This window comes from Roseburia sp. 1XD42-34 (genome assembly GCF_009917385.1).
Classification (GTDB): domain Bacteria; phylum Bacillota; class Bacilli; order Bacillales; family Amphibacillaceae; genus Virgibacillus.
In genome coordinates this window covers 182,905-207,744 of the sequence record NZ_QWLJ01000001.1, presented here as the reverse complement: position 1 = coordinate 207,744, position 24,840 = coordinate 182,905, and the positions used below count along the sequence as shown (strand labels likewise).

At 39.5% G+C, this 24,840-nt stretch carries 18 protein-coding genes and 1 riboswitch; of the genes, 7 read left to right on the top strand and 11 right to left on the bottom strand.

The features are described 5' to 3' along the window. The first annotated feature begins 42 nt into the window (after positions 1-42). Both nadB and nadC read left to right on the top strand, forming a co-directional pair. On the top strand, positions 43-1,629 hold the full coding sequence (gene nadB / locus D1839_RS00820) for an L-aspartate oxidase (RefSeq protein ID WP_199689874.1): 1,587 nt from the start codon (positions 43-45) through the stop codon (positions 1,627-1,629). Further along, a complete protein-coding gene (gene nadC / locus D1839_RS00815) occupies positions 1,595-2,431 on the top strand; it encodes a carboxylating nicotinate-nucleotide diphosphorylase (RefSeq protein ID WP_199689873.1) in 837 nt (278 codons plus the stop codon). Before nadB ends, nadC begins: the two co-directional genes overlap by 35 nt. A 610-nt stretch (positions 2,432-3,041) precedes the next feature. Here the strand turns inward: nadC and D1839_RS00810 are convergent. Continuing rightward, positions 3,042-4,226, bottom strand: coding sequence for an IS110 family transposase (locus D1839_RS00810; RefSeq protein ID WP_120377989.1), 1,185 nt, complete (start codon positions 4,224-4,226; stop codon positions 3,042-3,044). Between the two features lie 316 nt (positions 4,227-4,542). Here D1839_RS00810 and nadA point away from each other — a divergent pair, with 316 nt between their 5' ends. Continuing rightward, entirely contained in the window at positions 4,543-5,649 is a 1,107-nt protein-coding gene (gene nadA, locus D1839_RS00805; RefSeq protein ID WP_120377988.1) for a quinolinate synthase NadA, read from the top strand. A gap of 75 nt (positions 5,650-5,724) precedes the next feature. Here the strand turns inward: nadA and D1839_RS00800 are convergent, their stop codons facing one another. The 9 genes from D1839_RS00800 to D1839_RS00760 all read right to left on the bottom strand — a co-directional run bounded on the left by D1839_RS00800 (position 5,725) and on the right by D1839_RS00760 (position 19,595). Next, positions 5,725-9,567, bottom strand: coding sequence for a 5'-nucleotidase C-terminal domain-containing protein (locus tag D1839_RS00800; protein ID WP_120377987.1), 3,843 nt, complete (start codon positions 9,565-9,567; stop codon positions 5,725-5,727). A gap of 446 nt (positions 9,568-10,013) precedes the next feature. Continuing rightward, complete coding sequence (locus tag D1839_RS00795) at positions 10,014-10,856, bottom strand: M15 family metallopeptidase (RefSeq protein WP_120377986.1); 843 nt, start codon at positions 10,854-10,856, stop codon at positions 10,014-10,016. A gap of 222 nt (positions 10,857-11,078) precedes the next feature. Beyond that, positions 11,079-12,170: a sensor histidine kinase gene (locus D1839_RS00790; RefSeq protein WP_120377985.1), complete on the bottom strand. Its 1,092-nt coding sequence runs from the start codon at positions 12,168-12,170 to the stop codon at positions 11,079-11,081. After that, positions 12,163-12,858: a response regulator transcription factor gene (locus tag D1839_RS00785; protein WP_120377984.1), complete on the bottom strand. Its 696-nt coding sequence runs from the start codon at positions 12,856-12,858 to the stop codon at positions 12,163-12,165. The genes D1839_RS00790 and D1839_RS00785 overlap by 8 nt, the downstream gene beginning before the upstream one ends. A 586-nt stretch (positions 12,859-13,444) precedes the next feature. Beyond that, positions 13,445-14,380, bottom strand: a complete 936-nt coding sequence (nikC, locus tag D1839_RS00780; protein WP_120377983.1) for a nickel transporter permease — start codon at positions 14,378-14,380, stop codon at positions 13,445-13,447. Between the two features lie 11 nt (positions 14,381-14,391). Further along, positions 14,392-15,393: an ABC transporter permease gene (locus D1839_RS00775; RefSeq protein WP_120377982.1), complete on the bottom strand. Its 1,002-nt coding sequence runs from the start codon at positions 15,391-15,393 to the stop codon at positions 14,392-14,394. Between the two features lie 290 nt (positions 15,394-15,683). Then, a complete protein-coding gene (locus D1839_RS00770) occupies positions 15,684-17,354 on the bottom strand; it encodes an ABC transporter substrate-binding protein (protein WP_183030181.1) in 1,671 nt (556 codons plus the stop codon). A 278-nt stretch (positions 17,355-17,632) separates the two neighbouring features. Continuing rightward, positions 17,633-18,604: an ABC transporter ATP-binding protein gene (locus D1839_RS00765; RefSeq protein ID WP_120377980.1), complete on the bottom strand. Its 972-nt coding sequence runs from the start codon at positions 18,602-18,604 to the stop codon at positions 17,633-17,635. Beyond that, the gene (locus D1839_RS00760; protein ID WP_120377979.1) at positions 18,579-19,595 is read right to left on the bottom strand and encodes an ABC transporter ATP-binding protein; all 1,017 of its coding nucleotides are present in this window, start codon (positions 19,593-19,595) and stop codon (positions 18,579-18,581) included. Before D1839_RS00760 ends, D1839_RS00765 begins: the two co-directional genes overlap by 26 nt. 362 nt (positions 19,596-19,957) lie before the next feature. Beyond that, a riboswitch (TPP riboswitch) is annotated at positions 19,958-20,066 on the top strand. Positions 20,067-20,733: 667 nt separating this feature from the next. Here D1839_RS00760 and thiW point away from each other — a divergent pair. From thiW to thiE, 4 genes are all read left to right on the top strand, one after another. Further along, complete coding sequence (gene thiW, locus D1839_RS00755; RefSeq protein ID WP_120377978.1) at positions 20,734-21,228, top strand: energy coupling factor transporter S component ThiW; 495 nt, start codon at positions 20,734-20,736, stop codon at positions 21,226-21,228. Between the two features lie 89 nt (positions 21,229-21,317). Further along, positions 21,318-22,124 carry a bifunctional hydroxymethylpyrimidine kinase/phosphomethylpyrimidine kinase gene (thiD, locus tag D1839_RS00750; RefSeq protein ID WP_120377977.1) on the top strand — a complete coding sequence of 269 codons (807 nt, stop codon included), beginning with the start codon at positions 21,318-21,320 and terminating at the stop codon, positions 22,122-22,124. Then, positions 22,121-22,891, top strand: a complete 771-nt coding sequence (thiM, locus tag D1839_RS00745) for a hydroxyethylthiazole kinase (RefSeq protein WP_120377976.1) — start codon at positions 22,121-22,123, stop codon at positions 22,889-22,891. The genes thiD and thiM overlap by 4 nt, the downstream gene beginning before the upstream one ends. A 177-nt stretch (positions 22,892-23,068) precedes the next feature. Next, entirely contained in the window at positions 23,069-23,686 is a 618-nt protein-coding gene (thiE, locus tag D1839_RS00740) for a thiamine phosphate synthase (RefSeq protein ID WP_286164673.1), read from the top strand. 362 nt (positions 23,687-24,048) lie between these two features. On the opposite strand, the gene D1839_RS00735 is transcribed toward thiE, so the two are convergent. Next, positions 24,049-24,777 carry a MerR family transcriptional regulator gene (locus D1839_RS00735; RefSeq protein ID WP_120377975.1) on the bottom strand — a complete coding sequence of 243 codons (729 nt, stop codon included), beginning with the start codon at positions 24,775-24,777 and terminating at the stop codon, positions 24,049-24,051. Positions 24,778-24,840 lie beyond the last annotated feature (63 nt).

Sequence of the window (24,840 nt, the reverse complement as noted above, 5' to 3'; positions counted from 1 at the left end):
AATGATATGTGTCAAGACACATGTAAAAAAGGTGAGTTTATAGTGAAAGGAACAGACGTAATCATTATTGGTAGTGGCATTGCCGCATTACAACTTGCTTGCCAACTTAAAGAACAGTTTAATGTGATGATTATCACAAAAAATCGTTTAAGAAATAGTAATTCTTATCGCGCACAAGGAGGAATTGCTGCTGCTATTTCCGCAACCGATAGCCTCTATGAGCATTACATGGACACTATTACTGCTGCAGATCAACATGGAAATGCCGCAGCCATTCATACATTAGTCATGGAAGGAAGGCAAATCATTAAGGATTGGGTTGGGGTTGCTCCGTTTGATGTGCATGCAGACGGCAAAATAGCCTTAGGCTTAGAAGGAGCCCATAGTAAAGCGCGCATTACTCACTGTGGGGGAGATCAAACTGGAAAATATATGACAGAGTTTCTTCTCCGCCAGTTGTATTTATCAAAGAGTGTCCAATGGCTGGAAAACAAAATGGTAATCGATTTATTGCAAAACAAAGCAGAAAGATGTATTGGCGTTATAACGAAAGATATAGATGGGTCATGTCATACTTATGTTGCTCCATACATCATTCTCGCAACCGGCGGAGCTGGTGAACTGTATGCAAGTACGTCTAACACTTCTGCCGTTACGGGTGATGGTGTGGCTCTTGCTTATCGAGTAGGAGCAAAGCTTAGCGACATGGAATTTTTTCAATTTCATCCAACCCTCCTCCATATAAATGGAAAAAGTATAGGACTTGTTTCTGAGGCTGTTCGTGGGGCGGGTGCGACCTTAATAAATGATTTAAATGAGCCATTCATGACACATGTTCATCCGTTAGGTGATTTAGCCCCGAGACATATCGTTGCCCATGAATTATTTCAACAAATCAAAGCAGGTAGAAAAGTGTATTTAGACATTATACCCGTAAAAGAATTCAGCTCGAGATTTCCTGCAATAGCTAACATGTGTAAGCAACATGGTGTTTCCATTCAAAAAGGAAAAATTCCTGTCATCCCTGGAGCACACTTTATGATCGGAGGTGTCGTTATTGACGATCGGGGCGTTACCTCAGTGAAAGGCTTATATGCTATTGGTGAAGTTGCTGCAAGTGGTGTTCACGGTGCAAATCGTCTTGCCAGCAATTCTTTATTGGAGGGGCTTGTTTATGGAAAACGTTTAGCAGATTACATCATCCAACAACATGACAATGTACAGCCGATTGATTTCACACCAAAGAAACAACGTCGAAAACAACTTACTAAACTACCATTTACCAAACAAGAACTACAGCAATCTATGATGCAAGCAGTTGGAATTATTCGTGATCATGATTGTTTATCCAAACAATTAAGATGGCTTGACTCTTATCAGATTGATCCCTTTAAACAGATCGAACAAAGCGATCGTTCCACGATTCAAGTATATTTTATGTGGATTGCTGCTCGTCTGATAACAGAAGCAGCATTACACCGGACAGAAACAAGAGGTTGCCATATTCGTTCCGATTTTCCCAATAAAGATAACGAGGATTGGCTACAAAAACGGATCATTCATTTTAAAACGACGAATAGAATGGAGGTCACTTATGATCAACCTGACACAATTAAACACCATGCTTAATCAATTCTACTTGGAAGATATTGGATATGGAGATATGACGAGCCAAAATTTGTTCGATACACATATGCAAGGAACCATCACATTTCATGCTAAAGAACCAGGAATTTTTTGCGGTGCTGAAATCATAGATTTGGGTTTTCAAATGATCCACACTCCTATTCAGCTTATTAGAAATAAAGAAAACGGAGACCAACTAGAAGTTGGTGACGTAATTGCTACTGCATCAGGATCCATCATCCATCTATTACAAGTGGAAAGAGTGATCTTAAATCTGCTCCAACGAATGAGCGGAATTGCTACAATAACCTCAAAAGCTGTACAAATGGTGAAAGAAACAGAAGTAAAAATTTGTGATACTAGAAAAACGACACCTGGATTACGTATGTTGGAAAAACAGGCGGTACGGTGTGGAGGCGGATATAATCATCGATACGGTTTATCTGACGCTGTGATGATTAAAGATAATCATATTGCCTTTTCTGGCTCAATTACTAATGCTGTACAAAGGATAAAGTCCAGGCTTGGTCATACAGTGAAAATAGAAGTTGAAATTGAATCAGAAGCTCAATTATTAGAGGCGATTGCCAATGAAGTCGATATTATTATGTTTGATAATTGCTCTCCAGAAAGGATTAGGAATTGGATTCACCATGTTCCAAAAACGATAATCACTGAGGCTTCTGGCGGTATCCAGTTTGAGCAATTACTGAATTATGCAAAAAGCGGGATTGATTTTATCTCATTAGGTTATTTAACACATGCAGCACCATCGCTAGATATAAGCGCTTCTGTCTATATGTGAACCTAATATGACTTAAAGTCAGAACAAATAATTTCATTATGTAATTTCTGTTTACTCCGTGGATAAGGTGCTGTTAAAGCACTCCCACTTCAGGAGTTGGATAATCTGTCTGCAACGTGGGAGATAACAGCACCTCCATACCCTATTTCGTAAGAAGTCTTTAGGTCTACCATTGCGGTACAAACAAGCCATGGGGACGAATGAATCCCCTGCTGGAAGATTCACTTTATCTATAGCTAATTGAGAACAAAGGCGCAGGGCGTCCGGTTAGCAACGTAGCTACTGGAACGATGCAACTAAAGTTTTAGGAATCATACTCCTGCAACAGGAGTATGCCGACGCCTGAGCTGCAAGCCCGTTTTTAGTCGACCTTCCTCTTAACCACGAAACCGATGATGACTTAGCGTAGGGGGTATTTCTGAGTCGCATCGTTGCTGGGCTCATGCACCGGACGTGGCTATTCGGTTATTTTGGTATCCCAAAGTACCTCATTTTGTACTTTATTAGAAAGACTAACTATATAAAGTCAAATGAAAAAATGAAATAAATCATAGGAAAATATATGAAATAAGTGCATACCAAATAAGTATCAGAAAATATATTTTTTCACTTACTGACGAATTTCGTAAGGTTCATTTTTAGTTAAAATCGCATGAATGATGTAACAGAGTTTTCGAGAGACAGCACCGATTGCTGTTAGATGATGCTTCCCTTCTGAACGTTTTTTCTCATAAAATGCTTTTAAAACAGGATCACTACGAGAAGCAACCAAGGCAGCTTGAAACAGCGCTTTCCTGAGATAAGGAGATCCCCGTTTACTCATGACATTGCGTGTTGCATCAAATTGGCCAGATTGTGATACAGAAGTATCAATACCAGCATAAGCTACTAACTTTTTAGGATTAGAAAACTTATGAATGTCACCTATTTCACCTAATATGGTTGCGCCAGTAATTGGCCCGATACCTGGAATCGTTTCAATTACGGAATTAATTGAGACCATCAACTGTTTTATTTCTTCTTCTGTTTGCTTGATTTGAGTTTCTAAGAAGTTTAGTTGTTCAATCATGGAGCGTAGTTGGAAAGTGAATGCATCTTGTGCAAATCGAATACCAAAGGAATTTGAAGCAGCTGTTTTTAATGATTCTGCTTTCATTAATCGTACACGATTACGACTCGCCATACGCAGTGTTTCGGCCAAAGCATCAGCAGAAATTTCGTTAAAGGCATCTGGTGTAGAGTATTCAATAAGCACTGCTTTAGATGCCTTTCCAAACACACCTACTTTGGAAAAGACCGTATCATACTCAGGAAAAACTTGGTCCATAACGGCAATGATTTTACGTTTAAAATCACCAGCTGTTCCAACTAAGTACGATCGATAGCGGGTTAATTGACGTAAGGAGAACATCTCTTCATTCGCTAAAGTAGTGTCTTCAAATGAACCGTAACGAATAAGATCAGCAATTAAGACGGAATCAATAATATCAGTCTTTCGTTTTCGAATTTCAATACCTTTTCTCCACCCGTCTGTTTGAATAGGGTTAATGACATGGATGAAGTAATCGGCTTCATCTAGGAAAGAAAAAAGAGCGAGCCAATAATGTCCTGTCGCTTCCATTCCCGCAAGGAAGTGGGTTGGATCATCTGAAATAGTGCGTAAACGAGTGAGTAATGAGTGACCTCCTTCTAATGAGTTCGAAAAAGAGAAACCCTTTAATAATACTTTTCCTGTATCATCCATAACAGAAGCAACATGTGTACGCTTGCCAATATCAATACCTAGATAAAACATAGCTTCACCTTCTTTACTTATTTGGATTGAATGCCACTCACCTGAAAAGCGTCACGACCTTGTGCTAAATACGGAGTAAGGGTAGGCTCCTTCAACATCTAACTCATTCGTAATCAGCTTAACAGAGAGAGGGATCAGTCTTTCGATAGCGAGTTTTATCACCCAAGGAGTGAACGATCCACCTCTCAATCCATTAAATATATTTTCTCAAATAATTGAGGAAATACCAAATAAGAAATTACTTAGGTTCATAGGGTTTTCCTTTTTACAGTCGGAAGACTAAAACCTTAAATATAATATACAAGGAGTTATATATATGGATCTGCTTAAAGAGTTAACCCAACCATCCACATCCATTCCGAAAGAATATCTAGCCTTATCGCAACAAGAAATGGAGGAGCGAGTTAAACATATAAAGCTTGATTTAGGTAATGCCTTATTCATTCCCGGACATCATTATCAAAAAGACGAAGTCATTCAATTTGCTGACGCTGTTGGCGACTCTCTTCAGCTTGCCCAAGTATCTGCACAAAATAAAGAGGCAGCTTACATTGTATTTTGCGGTGTTCATTTTATGGCGGAGACCGCCGATATGTTAACAAGTAATGAACAAATGGTGCTCTTACCTGATAGGAGAGCAGGATGTTCTCTAGCAGATATGGCTGACATCTATCAAACTGAACGCGCTTGGAAAAAGCTCAGGCAACTATTTGATGATTCCATTTTACCGTTGACGTATGTAAATTCGACAGCGGCAATTAAAGCATTTGTCGGTGAACATGGGGGAGCTACTGTTACTTCATCGAATGCACACAAGATGGTGGAATGGGCATTTACACAAAAAGAAAGGATTTTGTTTTTGCCAGATCAGCATTTAGGGAGGAACACTGCTTCTGATCTTGGTATCGATGAAACAGAAATGGCTATATGGGATCCGATCCAAGATGAGCTCGTTTTTACTGGAGATGTACAGAAAATAAAAGTGATTCTATGGAAGGGGCATTGCTCTGTACACGAAAACTTTACTCTAAATAATGTCGACTATGTACGAAAAGAACACCCCAATATGACAATTATTGTCCATCCCGAATGCAAGAAGGAAGTGGTTGATGCATCTGATTATAATGGCAGCACTAAATATATTATTGAAACGATTGAACAGGCAAAGGCAGGTACCTCTTGGGCGATTGGAACGGAAATGAATCTCGTCCAACGAATAATGAACCAACATCCAGATAAGCATATCATTTCGCTAAATCCATATATGTGCCCATGTTTGACAATGAATCGAATTGATCTACCACACCTTCTCTGGTCTTTAGAAAAAGTTCAGCAAGGATTACCGATTAATCAAATTACTGTAGAAAAACAAACTGCTTCCCGTGCTCGTCTTGCGCTTGAGCGCATGTTGGAAAGAACATAATAACATGTTTTATATTCTAATCTTATTAGAAAAAGGGGATTCATGCGTTGCATGTGCCCCTTTTTCGATGGATATTTAGCTTGCTTTTTTTGCTCCAAATCGTTTTCTCATATACAATGCTACACCGAGAACAATAAGAGCTAAACCAGTGAATAACAAGTTATATAGGTTTGTTGCCGTGTTTGGCAATATGCCTGTATCGTTATTTTTACTTCCTGGTGTTCCTGATACGTTTTGATCAGTATTCCCAGTTAAACTTCCATTTGCGTTGTTACCTGACGAACTGTTATCAGCGTTGTTTCCATTGTCACGGTCATCGTTATCCTTTCCTGGTATAGTACCGCCATCATTTGTTCCTTGATTACCACCATGATTTATATTTACGTTATTGTCAGTGTTACCATTGTTTCCGTTATCACCATCGTTTTCGCTATTTCCGGGACCTTCACCATTACCAGTTCCTGGGTCTCCTGTACCGCCTCCAGGGTTTGGTGGCGGCTCTTCATTTTTGGCAACAGAAATTCTACCTTCTGCTTCAAATAAGAACGGATGATCCTCCGTTGTGTTTAAACTTTTGACAAATTCAACCGTTGCATCAAGATCGGACGGTCCCATAACCGGATTTTTACCAAGTTCACTAATTGGGCTGTGCTTCGGATTTTTCGAAGTACCCATATAATTATTTACAGTTAAGGTGAACGCCTTATCCGCTTCAATTGGTGTACCATCTGGATACGTAACATCTACTACTTGATTCGTCTCCGGATTCCATGTGTAGTGAAAGCCACTAATGCTATAGTCTGGTCCGTATATTGGCGACAGTTGTGCATTAATAATCGGCGCCAGGTCTTTCCCTTTAATTTCAAAGGTCATTAATGTGTTTCCAAATGGTTGAATATTATACAAGTCTCCCCAGGTTACTTTTCCAGCTAACAAATTATCACGAATACCACCGCCATTCATCATCGCGAAATCACTAGCCATGACTGAATTCATTCCATCTGCAATTAGATTTCCTAACCCGTGATCACCTTCATTGGTGTAATCGCCCGTTAAATCAGTTGCATTATACCCGACTACTTCATTCATAATTGGAGCAATTTGGTTTTCATATTTCGCTAGAATATCGTTGACAGCAGGATCTACTTCGTAGTCGCTTTGCTTTACAAACACGACGTCGGCATCTTTCTTAACAATATCGCCAGTCGTGCGATCAATTTCCACATCTACATCAGCAAAAGCTTTTCCATATTCAGACGCTTGAACGATTAATTTATCGTCAACGATACCATCTACCACCTGGTGGTTATGAGCAGCAAAAATGATATCCACCGCGTCATTAACTTCTCTTGCTAAATCAGCTGCTTCTCCGGTTGCACCATCGCCTGCTTGATCGGCAGGAATATGTGCTAATACAACAATTGCTTCAACGCCTTGTTGCTGTAACTCGGCTACTGCATTATTGACGGCTGCTGTTTCATCGGTAAATGTAATATCTGCGATCCCTTCAGATATTACCATATTAGCAGATGCTTGCGTGTTTACCCCTACAAAACCAATCTTTTCGCCATCAACTTCTTCCATATGATATGGAGGCAAAATCGTATCTCCCGTTTTCTTGTCCACACAATTAGCACAAAGCTGTGGGAAATTCATCCCATCATAACCCTCTGTGCCTTTTCCATCTGGATGTTCTCCCCCATTTACCATCCGCATCAATTCTTCCGTACCTTCGTCAAACTCATGGTTCCCAACCGTACCGACATCGAAGCCAATTTCTTCAAGAATTTCGACTGTTGGCTCATCCTGAAGCAATCCAGAAATTGGCGAGCTTCCACCGATCATATCACCAGCGTGCACCATAAATGTATTTGGATTGTCCTGCTCTCTTTCCTTTAAAGCTGATGCAACAAAATCCATGCGACCATACGTATCGAATAAGCCATCTCCATCTGGATCTAAATTGTATTGTTGATCTATTTTCCCGTGTAAATCATTCATGCTTAAAAATTGCACAAGTAAGTTATCCTCTATAGGATTTCCTCCACCTGCTGGCTGATAACCATAGGATTCTGCTTCCTCTGAGCTTGAGAAAAACACGCGCTTTTCTACAGGTACATCTGCCCAATCATCTGGAATGACGTATTCTTTTGTATCTGAATTACCGACAAAGCGCAAGAAGCCTTTTTGATCATCATTCGCACGAAATGCAAACGGTAATTCCATCAGCGGATTATCCGCATCCCAAATACCTAACCCTTGATCTTTTGCTTCTTTAACGGCTTGCTGATATTTCGGGTATGCCTCTTCGTCAATAGGTGCAATGAAATAGGATACAGCATAGCCATCACGTACCATTTCGAGATTCACATTTTTCCCGTCAACTGTAATAACTTCTGCTAGCAGACGTCCATAATCATCTGTCGGATGTTCTCCAACTTTGACCGTAATTTTATCGCCTGGCTGAATATATGTTCCGATATGTGCTGTCGCTTCATCACCATGATATTTTTGATTTTCATTAATCGCTTGACGTTCTGGATCTTTATTTTTTGCTGCATATGTTTCTGGAGTATCCATATTTACAAACCGAACACGATTACTTCCAAACACGGGATCAGCAATTCGAATAGTATCCCCATCGGTTATTTTTTCCACGGTGGTTTCATATTCCCCTGCAGCTGAAGGAGGGTCTGGTTGTTCCTCGGCTACTTGTAAATCAGCCTGTTCAGTAGGCAACAGCTGATAATCATTGTATTGACTAACAATTCCAGTAATATCGTACCATTGCTTCTCTTCAACTTGACTAATATCAACAGCTTTTTCCATCATTCGTAATAATGCGGAGTTATAGTCTTGATCGATAAACGTTATATTGTATCCGCCGCCAGCGGGAGAACTAGGTATGGAATTAATATAGCCATTTATACGTACAAGCTCACCTTCGTAAGACTCCGCTATCTCGTTATTTTGCAAATCTGCCAATGTTATCTGTTGTACTTCTGGTAGTGCTTGTCCTCGTTCAACTATTTCAATAGAAGCAGGAACCACTTCTTTTAGTCCCTTATAAGAGGCCAATGTTCCTGTAACTTTAACACGATCCCCTTTTTGGACCTCAGGTAAATCACCTCGTTCAAAGTTAAATATATTTATTCCAGCTGAATCATCCTGTATGTATGTACTAAACTGGTTGCCATTGCTGAATGCTTCCGAATTAGCAGTAACAATCCCTTGCACAACGACTCTAGAACCATCTGCTAATTGTCTTGCTTCGCCAATCGTGTGTGTGTCTGGCTCTGGATTGGGGTCTGGATCCGTTGGTTCACCAGGATTATTCTCATCATTCCCATCCATCGTATGGCTTCCTAAATAAGTAAATACGTCTTTCCCATAACCGGTCCATTGGCTAGCGTCATAGGTTGAAGTTGGTGTAGACACATTTGCATTTCTCACTAACGTCTTATCCTTAGCAAAATCTGACGCGTACCCTATTACACCCAACACATCAATTATTTCACCGTTCTTCTCTAAAGCAATTGCATCGTTCCCATTAAAATTAACAACTGCCGAGGTAATATCGGCTACTTGCTTAATAGATTCATTTGCTTGGCCATGAGCAAGTACAAGAACATCGCCATGGCTTAACATTCCTTCCAAATTTTCTGTGTTGCTTGGTTCAGTTTTCCCATTACTGTACAACTTTAATTGATAGCTTGCGAGATTAACATCAGCTCCCGTGCCATTATAAATTTCAATCGCCTTATTTTGAGAGCTACCTTCGACGTATTCTGATATAATTAGTTCTTCCGCTGCGCCCGTTTCTCCAGCAGCAATTACAGCTACCGGAGCAACATTTAACATGATCAGAGCCACAATCCATAAAACATAAATCCATTTAGAACGTATCTGGTTAGCCATACATACCCTCCCATTTACTAGATTCATATAAATGTATAGTTATACTATGACATAGAGAGGTGTTCGTTGCTATATATTTTTCATTAAATTATTGTAAATGGTGCCAAATGATTTTGAACTCATTATCACGATGAATGGAGCAATTAAAAGTTAGTATAAAACGGAAGGAACAAAAGCGCAGAGCGCCCGTTTAGCAACGTAGCAACTGGAGCGAATTAACTAAAGTTTTAGGAATCATGCTCCTGCAACAGGAGTATGCCGACGTCGGGTGGCAAGCCCGTTTTAGTCGGCCCTCCCTCTTAACCACGAACCAATGATGACTTATCGTAGGGCGATTCGTGAAGTCGCCTAGTTGCTGGGTGCTGGAGCTGGACGTGGCTAAAAACTTAGTAAGTTTATCCACAGCTGCCAAATTTGATAATTTCCTAGACCATAAAAAAGTAGCTTTAATGATACACAGTGACAATAACACCTCCTACATTGTCACCCGAAATTGTATATTTAGAATCCTTTGGTATATTTACCGTCATGGATTTGGATACTGGGTAGTAACGGACATGATAATTTTTCCCATCCACTGTCGTAGAAATTCGTTTTTTGTCCCTGAGGAAATCCAAGTATTCCTCTAAAACAAAGTCTTTATCATACATAATCGCACTATGTGGTTTACTTACGTAACGAATATGCCACGGCTCGTATTCAATTCCCGTAATCGCCTTCTTTTCCTCTGGGTAGCGCAAAACAAACCCAAACCGCCATGCATTTTCTGCAACCCACACACCTTCTTCTGCTTCTGCCATTGTTCCTGCTGATGAACCTACATCAAGTGCTAAGCCCAGTTGATGCTCACTGTAACCTGCCGGCAACGCATAGTTCTTCCCCATTTCTTGGTACAGCTTTGTTTGCTCTTGAAACTCACGATAACCGCTACTGATTAGAAAATTATCCACCCCATCTTTTTTAGCTGCCTCTATCATCTCATTAAAATAAGTGGTAATTTCTTTTGATAATTTTATTTTGTGATCGACTAACCCATAATCGCCTATTAAGTGCTTATTTTCAAATAAATTTACGATGTCCGATTTGGCACTTTTCTTGATCCCATGCTCTTCATTTACTAATAATAACTCACCTTTGTAAATATCTTCTATATCAATTTTTAATGGTTCTTCCACTTCTTTAGGGATTGGTTCGATAAAATCAATGGGTTTATTATTTTTATCAAACCACATAATTCCAACAATCACGCCAATAATTACTATATATAAAAACAATCTACTTTTTTTCATTTCCATTTCCTCCCTTCATTTAAATGATAGAAAGGAATACTTAAATTTTCACTATGGTAAATCTTAAATTTTTCTTAAAACACCCGGATTAAAATACCGCGTTAAAGCTCCAAATGCCGCTCTCCAATATAGCAGTTTCTATATTGGAGGGCGGCATTGAAACACGCAGAACCTGAGTTTGCGCAATAACAAATCTAAAATAGCCCCCTTCATTTTCCAATATCACAGTTTTGGCAATCGAACTTCAAATATAGTTCGAATCACTGTGCTATCTGCTTTAATACTCCCACCATGCTGTTCAACAATATTTTTCGCAATAAATAATCCTAATCCTGTGCTACCCGCTTTATATGTTCTCGAATGATCCTGTTTAAAAAACATCTCAAAAACATTTGGTAATACCTCCTCCGGAATGCTATCACCATAATTAATAACTTGTACAACGATGTCATTTGCGTCTTGAAAAGCTTTTACATCAATAAATTTCCCGTCAGATCCGTAACGAATAGCATTTGTAAGCAAATTCTCAAATACCCTAGCAAGCTTTTCACCGTCAGCAATAATCATTAAACGAGATTGAATATCTAACCGGGTCCGGATATGATTTTTTTCAAGCACCGGATAAAACTCTTCATTCAATTGCTGGAGCAACTCCCCAAGATTAATTTCCGTTTTATCCAATTGCAGCATGCCATAGTTCATTTTTGTTATATCAAATAACTCATTAATCAGAGCTTCTAAGCGTTGTGACTTTTTATATGAAATGGATAAGTAATGCCGCTTTTGTTCATCCGTTAAGTGCTCATCTTTAAGTACTACATCCAGATAACCAAGGACAGATGTTAGGGGAGTTCGTAAGTCATGAGCTAAATTGACAATTAATTGATCTTTGCTACTTTCAGCAAAATCACCACGTTCAATAGCTTGCTGCAACTTATTCGCCGCTGTATTAATATCTTCAGCTATATCATGGAATTCATCCTTCGTGTCAATTTGCACATGATGTGTAAAATTACCATTCGCGAGTTGGTGAATTCCTTGTGAAATTTCTTTAAAATAAAGGGAGTACCGTTTCGTTAACAAATAGAAAAACATGATGGAAAGTGGAATAAATAGAAGGATAAAAAAGTTGAAATCACCTACTCTTGCTATCACGCTACGAATATTAGCTAAAGGATCCTCTGCTTGCACATAGTTGTGATAATAAAAACGGAGCCCTAAAAAAATGAAAAATGTCACCACACCAGCAAACAGCATACTTAATCCAAACAGCATAACCATTTTGGTACGAAAATTTTTTACCCTATTACCCATGGAAGCTGTACCCCACTCCCCAGACCGTTTTAATCCATTTATCCTTACGCTGGTCTTCCTTGAGCTTCTTCCTTAATGTTCGTATATGTACCATGACAGTATTCGCTCCTTCATAGTACAGCTCACCCCACACCTGCTGAAAAATAGTCTCGACATCAAACACTTTCTTCGGGTGACTTGCCAGCAGGAATAAAATATCGAACTCTTTCGGAGTCAGCTCAATTTCTTCTTCATATAAGATTACGCTCCGTTGGTCCTTATCTATGCATAGCTCACCATATTCAAGGGTATTATTTGTGACATCTTTCTTCCCATTTAACACCGTAAACCGTCTTAATTGTGCATTAACACGAGCTACTAATTCCATTGGCGTAAACGGTTTCGTCATATAATCATCAGCACCAATAACTAGCCCTTTTACTTTATCAAAGTCAGATGTTTTTGCACTTACAAAAATAATTGGCATTTGGTATTTTTCCCGTATCCTTTGAGTCACTTCATATCCATCCATTTTTGGCATCATAATATCTAAAATCACTAAGTGGACAACTTGCTCTTGAACAAGCTGCAAGGCTTCCGCCCCATCTGTTGCCGTAATTACATTATATCCTTCTTTTTTCAAATGAATAGAAATAAGATCAGCGATTTCCTTTTCATCATCAGCTACTAGTATCGTTATTTGTGACATCTTTTTCACTCCAATAGGCTTATCAGGATAATCATCCTACGTATGATCATACAATAAGCAAACACTTGATGTCATCATTTATAGTAAAGAAGCTAAGAGGTAAATTTGTAATGATACGAGTCACTTTTCTGATTTAAAACGAGTGCGCTCTGTTACGAGTGACTTTTTCGACAGCTGATCCTCGAACTATAGCCAATTAATTAATAGAAGTTAATTCATTCGCTTTAGATTATCAGCTTTTTTAAGCAAACACGAACAAAGGCGCAAGATGCCCGTTTAGCAACGTAGCGAATGGAACGAATCAACTAAAGCTTTAGGAATCATGCTCCTGCAACAGGAGTATGCCGACGCCTGAGCGGCAAGCCCGTTGTTAGTCGGCCTTCCTCTTAACCACGAAACCGATGATGACTTATCGTAGGGCGATTCGTGAAGTCACATCGTTGCTGGGCTAATGCCGCCGGACGTGGCTTATTTAGTTCATTTCTTTATCCCAAAGCGACAAAATTTACTTTCTTATCTTTTAATAAGACAGACTCAAAATACGCGGATAAATCCTATTTTGAGTCTGCCTCATTCAAACTATCCTTTAATTTTTCATTTTAGGATCTAAAGCATCTCGCAATCCATCACCAATAAGGTTAAAGCCTAAAACAACGAGCATGATCGAAATGCCAGGAAAAATCAGCGTCCATGGGGCTAGTTGGATAAAATCACGCGAAGCTGCCAGCATGGCCCCCCATTCAGGTGTTGGGGGTTGTGCACCCAACCCTAAAAACCCAAGTGCGGCCGCGTCTAATATAGCTGTCCCAAACCCTAGTGTAGCTTGTACAATAATTGGTGCGGCACTATTAGGCAGAATATGATGGAAGATGATGCGCCCGTTTTTCATTCCTTGCGCTCTGGCGGCCATGATAAATTCTTCCTCCCGTAAACTAATAACCTTCGACCGAACGATCCTCCCAAAGATTGGTATATTAATAATGGCAATCGCTATTAATGCATTTTGCAAGGAAGCGCCTAAAATGGCAACAATTGCAATTGCCAACAAAATACTCGGAAATGCTAATACGATATCAAAAATTCTCGATATAATGGTATCTATCCAACGACCAAAATAACCGGCAATCATTCCTAGTAACGTACCAAATACAAGTGCCCCTGTGACGGCAAAAAAACCAACTTGCATAGAAACTCTTGCACCATAGGCGATACGAGTAAAAATATCTCTCCCTACATCATCTGTGCCAAACCAATGCTCTGATGAGGGCGGTTGTAAGCGATTGGCTAAGTCTTGTCCTTGATAAGAATAAGATGTCAATAAAGGCGCTAAAAAACCGAATAAAACAAAAAATAAGATAATTAAACATCCAGTAATAGCAAAGCGATTTTTCTGCAAGTATTTACATGTATCTTTCCACGGAGATGTTTCTTCGATGTCATCCTCATCGCTATGCGAATCCAGAGTTGCAGGGTTGGTTAGCGGCAGTTTCTGTCCTTGCTTATTATTTTTTTCTGCACTCATTCCATCACCCCCTAATATTTAATCCTTGGATCAATATACGTATATAAAATGTCGATAATTAAATTAATTATGACAAAGAGAAAAGCAATCACTAAAACACCTGATTGAATCACTGGATAATCTCGATAATTAATTGCTTCAAATACATACCTGCCAATTCCTGGCCAACTGAAAATCGTCTCTGTTAGTATCGCCCCACCTAACAGTACACCTGTTTGTAAACCGATTACAGTTAGAATAGGTATGGTCGCATTTTTTAAAGCATGTTTATAAATAACCAGAAATTGTCCTGCACCTTTAGCTCGAACAGTTCGAATATAATCAGACTGCATTACCTCCAACATACTAGAACGAGTCATTCTTGCAATAATGGCCATCGGAATTGTTCCGAGTGCAATACTAGGTAATAGAAGATGCTTTAAAATAGTGAAGATTCTTGGAAAATCCAAATGAATGAATGCATCAAGGACATAAAATTGTGTAATGGCTGCAATTGGATCGCGGCTATTTTCCCTTCCATAAGCAGGAAACCACCCAAGCTCTTGAGCAAATACCCATTGTTCCATTAAAGCTAACCAGAAGACAGGTATGGATACTCCTACAAGCGCGAATAGCATAGCTAAGAAATCAAACCAGGAATTTTGTTTCCAAGCACTAATGATGCCTGCATTAACACCAATAAATATAGCAAATAGCATGGCAAAAAAAGTTAATTCAAATGTAGCTGCAATATGCGGCCAAATTTCTTTTGTAATAGCAGCTTTTGTTCGTAACGATGTTCCTAAATCACCTTTTAATAAATCCGTTACATAAATTCCATATTGCTTTATATATGGTTCATTTAATCCCATACTTTCTTCGAGATTTTTAACAGCTTCTTGTGTAGCTGCTTCTCCTAGGATAGTTTGCGCGGGATTACCTGGTATTAAATGCACAATCGAAAAAGTAATTAATGTCATTCCGATTAATACCGGAATCAGATGCAACAAACGGCGTATGATATATGCAGTCACCTTTTCACCCCAATCTTATTTCAATTTAGCTCAACAAAATAGGGAAGGTAAGCAAAATGTATATTAAAATAATATTTTATAATAGTTCCCCCTATTTTGTTCGATACAGTTCGCTGCCAAACCTCTCCACCCTAACTTTCAACAAAATTCGGATATATAAAAATTTCATCGGATAAGGAAAAATTCAGCAGCAAACACAAGCGTTTTCAAACGATCGGCTATTTCCAATTACCACCCAAAGATAGCGAAGCGATACTCTATTGTGGTTCTAGAAGATATCCATTTAAGCTTTATTCCGTTGCAATCTCAACTTCTTCCAATGGATCACTTGTAGACGGATGTGGAATGAAGTTTTTCACTTCACTTTTAGCTGCAGCAAGAGGTGTTGAATGTACAATGTTTACTCCTGGAGCTTCTTCATGAAGGATCGCTTGCACTTGCTTATACAATTCTGCACGTTGGTCTTGATCAATTTCAGCTCCAGCTTGATCAATTAATTCATCCACCTCGTTGTTTTTATAAAACGAACGGTTTTCCCCGCCAATACTATCTCCATGCAATAAGCTATCAAAGAAGTAATCTGGGTCTCCATTAGATCCAGACCAACCGAGCAAGTATAGCTCATGTTCCCCTTTACCGGTTTTTTCTAGATAAGGCGCCCATTCTTCTCGTACAATGTTGGTTGTGATACCTACTTCTTCCAAATTGCTTTGAACGATTTCGGCTACCGTTTCAGGGTCTGGCATGTATGGTCTGGACACAGGCATGACCCAAAGATCCAACTCAAACCCGTTATCATATCCTGCTTCTGCTAATAATTCTTGTGCGCGCTCCACATCATACCCGTAGGCTTTTATCTCTTCATTGTAACCAAGGTAGTTCGGTGGAATTAAATTAATTGCCGTTGTTGCATAATCAGCATACAACGCTTCTACAATAGCTTCTGTATCAACAGCATAATTGATGGCCTGACGAACTAATTTGTCATTTAATGGCTCCTTTTCCACATTCATGCCTAGAAAACCTACATTATTTTCTCCTCGAACGTATAACTCAAGCCCTTCTTCTGACTCAATCCCGGCAGCATCATCTGGGTTAATCCCATCAATAATATCCACTTCCCCAGAACGTAAAGCGATTAATCGCGCTGAATTCTCCGGAATAACTTCAAAGATAACTTGATCTAACTTTGGTAGCCCTTCTTTGCGGTAATCTGCAAATTTTTCTAAAATAATTTGATCATTTTTACTCCAGCTGACAAATTTAAATGGTCCTGTCCCTACAGGGTTTTCTCCAATATCCGGACCATATTTTTCTAAAGCCGCAGGAGAGGTCATCGCAAAATAATGCATAGCCATATTTTGCAGGAATGGTCCTTGGGGCGCTTGTAATACAAATTCAATTTCATAATCATTCACCACATTTATTTCTTTAATATTATGTGTGTCGTCACCTTTATAGCCGCCGAACATCGTTCCATACAGCGGATATGCATACCCCTTGTCGGTAAAGGCGTATTTATGTTTCGGATCTGCCCAGCGTTCGAAATTGATTTTTACAGCTTCGGCGTTAAAGGGTGTTCCATCATGAAAAGTGACATCTTCTTCTAAGAAAAAAGTATAACTTAAACCATCATCTGAAACTTCCCAGTCGTGTGCTAAACCGGGGACTACTTCAAAAGATTCTTTATCATAGTCCAGTAAGCTTTCAAAAATGTTTTTCGTAACCCGAGAAGATTCTCCGTCGGAAATACTAGCAAAGTCCAAGCTGACAGAATCACCACCGCGTGCATAAACTAACACCTGGTCTCCAGCAGCATTTGAACCTTTTTGCTCACTTGTACCCTCTTCGTTCCCTTCTTCTGAAGCACCGGGATCTGCTCCCCCATCCCCACTGCAGGCTGTTAATAATAAAATAAATAAAAGCATTAGGATGGACCAAAATGCGTATTTCCCCTTCATCATTCTTCCCCCTTTAAAACTTGAATATATTTGATACTGTTTCATCAAACCTATAAAGTAAATCTTCCATCAGCGGGGGGTATCTTTCATCCCACTGATTGTTTATACCGCAAGAATATGCAAATAGAGATGAATAAATCTAATATTCAATTAATTGATATTATATTCCACCTTATTGTTAGTACCGCGTGGGTATGACCTAAAAGTCTCCGAACTAATAGGTTGCCTTAGATTTGTTTGCATTCAACTCAACTTTGTAAGTGGTAACCTACAGCACCTTACATAACGAACAAATGACATGCGACAAAATGGTTATCTTCCACCTCTTCAAACACTGGTTTTACTGTTTTACAAATGTCCATTGCTTGTGGACACCTTGTGTGAAACACACACCCTGTCGGAGGGTTAGCTGGACTTGGTACATCGCCTTTTAAAATAATTCGTTCTCTGACATCGTCAGGGTCCGGTGTTGGTACTGCTGACAATAACGCTTGTGTATATGGATGTTTGGGACCTGTATACAACTTGTCCTTGTCCGCTAATTCCATCAAGCCTCCCAAGTACATAACGCCTACCCGATCACTTATATGTTTTACAACGCTTAGATCGTGAGCGATAAACACATAAGTTAACTGAAATTCTTCGCGCAGCTTTTGCATCAAATTTAGAATTTGTGACTGAACGGAAACATCTAATGCTGATACTGGTTCATCGCAGATAATTAATTTGGGATGGTTCGCTAGTGCTCGGGCAATTCCGATTCGCTGTCGTTGTCCGCCACTAAACTGGTGCGGGTATCTTGAAGCATGATAGCTGCTAAGTCCGACTACTTCTAATAATTCTTTCACTCGCTTTTTTCGTTCTTCCGCAGATATCGTCTTATGGACAAGCAGAGGTTCACCAATTATTTTTTCAACCGTGTGCCGCGGATTTAAAGAAGCGTACGGATCCTGAAAAATAATCTGCATATTCTTACGTAGTTTGCGCAGCTCTTCTGAATCCAAATGAGTAATCTTTCTACCCGCAAATGTCACTTCCCCAGCCGAAGGTTCAATTAAGCGCAAAATCGATTTTCCAGTCGTGGACTTCCCACAGCCTGATTCTCCGACAATGCCTAGTATTTCTCCTTCTCTTACTGTAAAAGAGACGTCATCGACGGCTTTTATTTCCCCAGTTTTTCGACCAAACACCCCTCCTCTTATCTCAAAATATTTTTTCAGTCCCTTAACTTCCAGCAGTGGTTTTGTCATTTTCTGCTCTTCCTCCTTCCGTTTGTTCATTTAAAAAGCACCTGCTTTTACGAATTCTCCCTAACTCAAACAATGGAGGAGTCTCTTGAAAACAACGTTCAAACGCAAGGTCACAGCGTGGTGCAAAACGACAGCCTACTCTTCCCATTTTTGGCTTTGGTACAATTCCTGGAATGGAGTAAAGACGTTGCTCTTTTTTATTCATAGTTGGCAGTGATCGAATTAGACCTTTCGTATAAGGATGATTTGGATATTTTAATATCTCTCTCGTCGTCCCTTCTTCAATTACTTGCCCCGCATACATGACAACAACTCGATCGCATATTTCTGCCACGATGCCTAAATCATGAGTGATTAATAAGATCGCTGTCTGTTTTTCTTTATTTAACTGGCGCATAAGATCTAATATTTGTGCTTGAATAGTAACATCAAGTGCTGTTGTAGGTTCATCTGCAATTAACAAATCTGGGTTACAAGCCATGGACATGGCAATCATTACACGTTGCCTCATTCCGCCTGACAATTGATGAGGGTAACTATCCACAATCTCATTTGCTCTTGGGATACCTACCAGTCGTAATAATGCCATAGTTCTGTTTCGAGCGTCTTGTTTGCTTATTTTTTCGTGCAATTGTATCCCTTCCATAATCTGATTGCCTATAGTAAACAAAGGGTCTAACGAAGTCATTGGCTCCTGAAAGATCATGGAAATCTCATTACCACGTATTTGTTTCATCCTTTTATTGGAAGCGGATACAATTTCTTCACCTTTAAATTTAATATTGCCACTTACTATTTTTCCAGGCGGACTGGGGATTAATTGCATTACTGATAAGGAGGTTACGCTTTTTCCACATCCCGATTCACCAACAATTCCAACCACCTCGCCTTTATGAACGGATAAGCTAACCCCATCTACCGCGGGGATTTCCCCCTTATCTGTATAAAAGTGCGTATGCAAATCCTGTAATTCCAGTATGACTTCGAGCATCGTTATTATCACCTCTTTTTCATTAAGCATATTTTTATCATAAGATGAAGACATACGTCCTATAGTTTTAAATCCAAGATATGAATCTTTATTTTGGCTTTAAAATGTATAGGATTTTAGAGCCATCTTGTAATGTTATTATTATTATTCATGTCCGCTTAAAATTATTAATCTTTCTTTATACAGATTTCCTGCTACAATTCGAGAAAACTATTACTTTAGCTGATTACTCATTATTTCATCTTCACCCTATCCTTCGTTATTTTGAATAAGTTGAAACACTATCATTTTCCATGACAAACACGCGTTGATTTGTTATCCTTAAATTACTAGCATTGCTAGATAGAATTACATATATATTTAAGAACTACTAGGGGGGCCCTATTAGGGGCTGAGAAGAAGCAAATAGCTTCTGACTCTTATTGACCTGATCTGGTTAAGACCAGCGGAGGGAAGTAGTAGAGAGATTTTTCTACCTAAAAACTTCCAAGTCAGGTCCAATATGGATCTGACTTTTTTTACACTATAGGAAAGTATAAGGGTTTTTTAGCTTATAGTAGAGCAAAGGCACGGGGCACCCGTTAGCAACGTAGCGAATGAACGAATCAACTAAATTTTTAGGAAACATGCCACTAAAAACAGGGGGCTGTCGACGACTGACGGCAAGCCCGTTTTTAGTCGGCCCTCCTCTTAGCGACGAACCGATGAGGCCTTATCAGAGGGCGCATTTCTAATGTCGCATCGTTGCTGGGCTCATACGCCAGACGTGGCTATTCGGATATTTCGTTATCTCCAAGCCGCTCATTTTATACTTTCTTATAGTTTAAGAAAAACAAAGGCTTTCGCCATAAGATTTGGCGACAAGCCAAGTTTTTCTAATATATGGTTAGGACCAACAATCGTTTTCGGCACGAAACATGTGAAGCATGAAATGATAGTTTCCGAAGTATACCCATCTATCTTCCCTTTCACTTCGTATCTATTATCTATTTGATTTCTCTTTTTGTGATGACGATTAATTACTAACCTCCAAAAAATTTAACTGGAAAACACTTCTTCTCTGCCTATCTTTCAAAGCAATTTTCCCTCTGCGAAGATAACGTCTTACACAGAAGAATATGAATAGTAAGGTGATGCAATGAAAAAAACATATGTATTAACACTAATGGCTGTCTTTGTTGCCATCGGAACACTGGGAGCACAATTTCTTTGGTTCCCAGCCGGGTTTGCCAAAGCATACCCTGTCCAACATGCCGTTAATGTGATGGCAGCAATTACATTAGGCCCTAGTCCTGCAGTAGTAGTAGCTTTCATGATAGGGCTATTACGAAATATGCTAGGGCTTGGAACGATATTAGCATTTCCCGGAGCGATGGTTGGTGCATGGTTAGCCGGTGTGCTTTATCGCACGTTTAAGAAAAAGGTATGGGCGGTAATTGGGGAGAGCATTGGCACTGGAATTATTGGCTCCCTGCTTGCAGTACCGGTTGCAAAGCTATTTATGGATAGTAGTGCAGGGGCTTTATTCTTTATGCCATCGTTTTTAATAAGTAGTATTTCTGGTGCGTTTCTTGGTTGGTTCGTCGTTTTACGTGTTAAAACGGATCAAATCGTTCGTTTACAAGAAAGCTAAGGCATCGAACACTACGCAGTAGGGAATATCTTTTCTATATTTAAAGTTTAAAAAGGAACACGAATAAAATTGGAAGGGAAGCGAATAGGATGAAACAAATTCCATGTGCATTAACGATTGCAGGAACGGACCCAACGGGAGGTGCAGGTATTCAAGCTGATCTTAAAACTTTTCAGGAGCTAACCGTTTATGGCATGTCGGTAATTACTTCTGTTCTTGCTCAAAATACAACTGGTGTACAAAATATTTCCCATATGTCAATTGAAATGATTAAAGAGCAACTGCATTCCGTCTTTTCTGATATGCCAGTACACAGTTTGAAGACAGGGATGATCGCCAATGAATCCATGATGCGCGTAATTGCAGAACAATTGTCTAAGACAGACGCCCATTATGTAATGGATCCGGTAATGGTTGCTACAAGCGGTGACCCTTTAATTGTTGAAGAAGCACGGGACTTTTTAAAACAACAGCTGCTACCTTTAGCTACTGTTGTCACGCCGAATATCCCGGAAGCAGAATTTATTACCGGACAAAAAATACGTGATATAAACGATTTAAAAGCGGCTGCCAGCGAAATTGTGGAAAAACACGGTGCTCAAGCTGCACTAGTGAAAGGCGGACATCTAGAAGGCGATGCGGTTGATTACTTGTATGATGGAAATACGATCCACACCTTTCATTCCAAACGCTTTGATACGACAAGTACACATGGCACTGGTTGCACATACTCAGCAGCCATTACAGCCTATTTAAGCAAAGGGTATCCTTTATACGAAGCCGTTAATAAAGCGAAGCAATTTGTAACAGCAGCTATAAAACACTCGTTCCCCCTAGGGGCTGGAAATGGACCTACAAATCATTGGGGAATTCGTGAAGAAAGGGTGGAACAATGAACGAATCTGTTATTCAACAAGTAAGAACAAGGAATCCACTTATTCATAATTTAACGAATGAAGTAGTAATGAACTTTACCGCTAATGGTCTATTAGCTTTTGGTGGTTCACCAATCATGGCAAAAGCGGAAGAAGAAGCAAGCGAAATGGCATCCATCGCCGATGGAGTACTTATTAATATTGGAACATCAACACTAAAGGAGCTTCCTGCAATGAAGCTTGCAGGTAAAGCAGCCAACCAAAAAGGCATCCCTGTTGTCCTGGATCCTGTTGGGATTGGAGCAACGTCTTTCCGTAAAGATGTCGTAAAACGATTGTCGCAAGAAGTACAATTCACTGCCATTAAAGGGAATGCAGGGGAAATGGCGAAGCTTGTTGATATTCCTTGGGAAGTTAAAGGCGTCGAATCTGTTGGAGATGGAGATGGAAAACAAATTGCAGCGAAAGTATCCGAAATGTACCGAACGACAGCAGTTGTAACAGGAGAAACAGACTTTATTTGCAGCGAAGGTAACGTCATAGAGAATACAACTGGACATCGCTATCTGGAAAAAATCACTGGGGCAGGATGCTTGTTAGGCTCTATTTTAACCGCTTGTTTAACCACAGAAGAACCTATAGAGGATCAAGCATTTGCAGCTGTCTATTTTTATGGATTAGCAGCAGAGTATGCTGCGGCCCAAGGACATGTCCATGGATCGGGCAGCTTTCTACCAGCGTTTATTGATGCATTATCACGCAGTGTGGATCAGTTAAATGGCGCTTAGACCTCATGTATGTAGTACCACGAGGATTTCATTTTCCCGGCTTCATCAGTATGGATGATGGAGCCTTTCTATCTTCCATTTTTAACTTATATGAATAAGTTTCAAAAAAACTTAGGTGTGGTATAGGTTTGGTAAAGAAGAGATAACAATAACTTAAGAAAGGAGTGCTTGTTCATCTTGAATTTACAGCAAGCTTTACGAAAATACTTCATTATGGGTAGTCAAAATTGCGATCGAGGTCCAAAACAAATTTTGGAAGAAGCAATTCAAGCAGGTATTACTGCTTTTCAATATCGCGAAAAAGGACAAGGATCTCTATCGGGATTTCAAAAGTATATATTAGGAAAAGAATTACGAAATATGTGCAAGCAATATGACATCCCATTTTTTGTTAATGATGATGTGGAGTTAACACAAGTTTTAGATGCGGACGGAATCCATGTCGGGCAGGATGATGTAGATGCTTCAGAATTGCGACAACGTTTCCCAAATAAATGGATCGGTCTTTCTATATCCAACATGCAAGAATTACAATCAAGCCCACTTGATCTTGTTGATTACCTTGGTGTCGGCCCAATTTTTTCCACATCCACTAAAGAGGATGCAAAACCTGCAGTTGGTACAGGTTGGATTAAACAAGTAAAACAGCTTTATCCAAACATGCCAATTGTTGGGATTGGTGGAATCTCTACCGAAAATGCAGCATCAGTTTTGGAGGCAGGAACTGAGGGGGTGGCTATTATATCCGCCATTACCAAGGCAAAAAATATTAACGAAGCAGTTGCAAAATTATAAAGTGAATTTTCATTCAGTGGGGGATAAATGAAAATCCCACTGATTGTTAGTACCGTAATTGTATAACTTAAAGGAAGGGCGGATTTAGGTGCTGTTACCTCCACTTAGACTTGATATAGTTGATCCAACTCCTGAAACGGGAGTTGGATCAGCACCTTTATATTCGGGGTAAAATAATGCATTATCTACATAAAAAAATAGTTTATTCAAGTCTCGTTTTTCTAAGCTAAAGGGAGTTGCTTGCATTATTGCCTAAAAGGTTGTTCATATTACTAGATAATGTCATTCAAACTCTATAGAAAGTTGCTTCACTAAAAAAGCCGCTTAGGCTGCACGTAGAAAAAATGCTTTTCCTGTTCCCCTTATTTACTATCTGCGTAAATCGCCATTGCGTCTCGCATAAAGATCGCTAGTCCTTCACCAAATTGGTCAATGTTTTTCCTGAAACATTCGTCATCTACGTATATTTGCCCTAGCCCTTTAAAAGCGTCTAATGAATAAGTCCCTATTTCATTCAATAAATGGAACCACTCAGCAATTCGCTTTTGCGCTACTTCTGAAGCTGGGTCCTCTTTACGAATGTCTGCAAGCCTGTGGTACAACTCGTTGATGGTTTGTTCCAGATTCTCTCTTTTGTTTAAATCGTTTATGTTGGCATTTGCTTTATCAACAGCTTCATCTCCCCAACGTTCACGAGCTTCTTGTTCATATGGGTTGCTGCTAAAATCAAATCCCGCAAAGCGTTCTTGATTACTCATTGTAATTTCCCCTTTCGTATGTCTCATCGTTTTTTGAATTGTTTCCAGCATCGTATCGATTTGTCTTCGTTTAGCAAGCAGTCGTTCGTAATGCTTTTCTAACGCTTCTACTTGATCAAAGGAAGGATTATCTAAGATTTCCTTTATATTCTTCAGAGGAAATCCAAGTTCTTTAAAAAACAGGATTTGCTGTAGCCGTTCCAGCTCACTAGCTGTATAAATCCGGTAACCCGCTCTTGTTGTATGCTGCGGTTTGAGCAAACCAATAGCGTCATAATGGTGAAGCGTACGGATACTAATACCAACTAAATCAGCTACTTCTTTCACTTGCACCGTGCTTCCCTCCCTGCTTTTCAAGCATAAACGATAACGTTACGTTAGGGTCAAGAACGAATA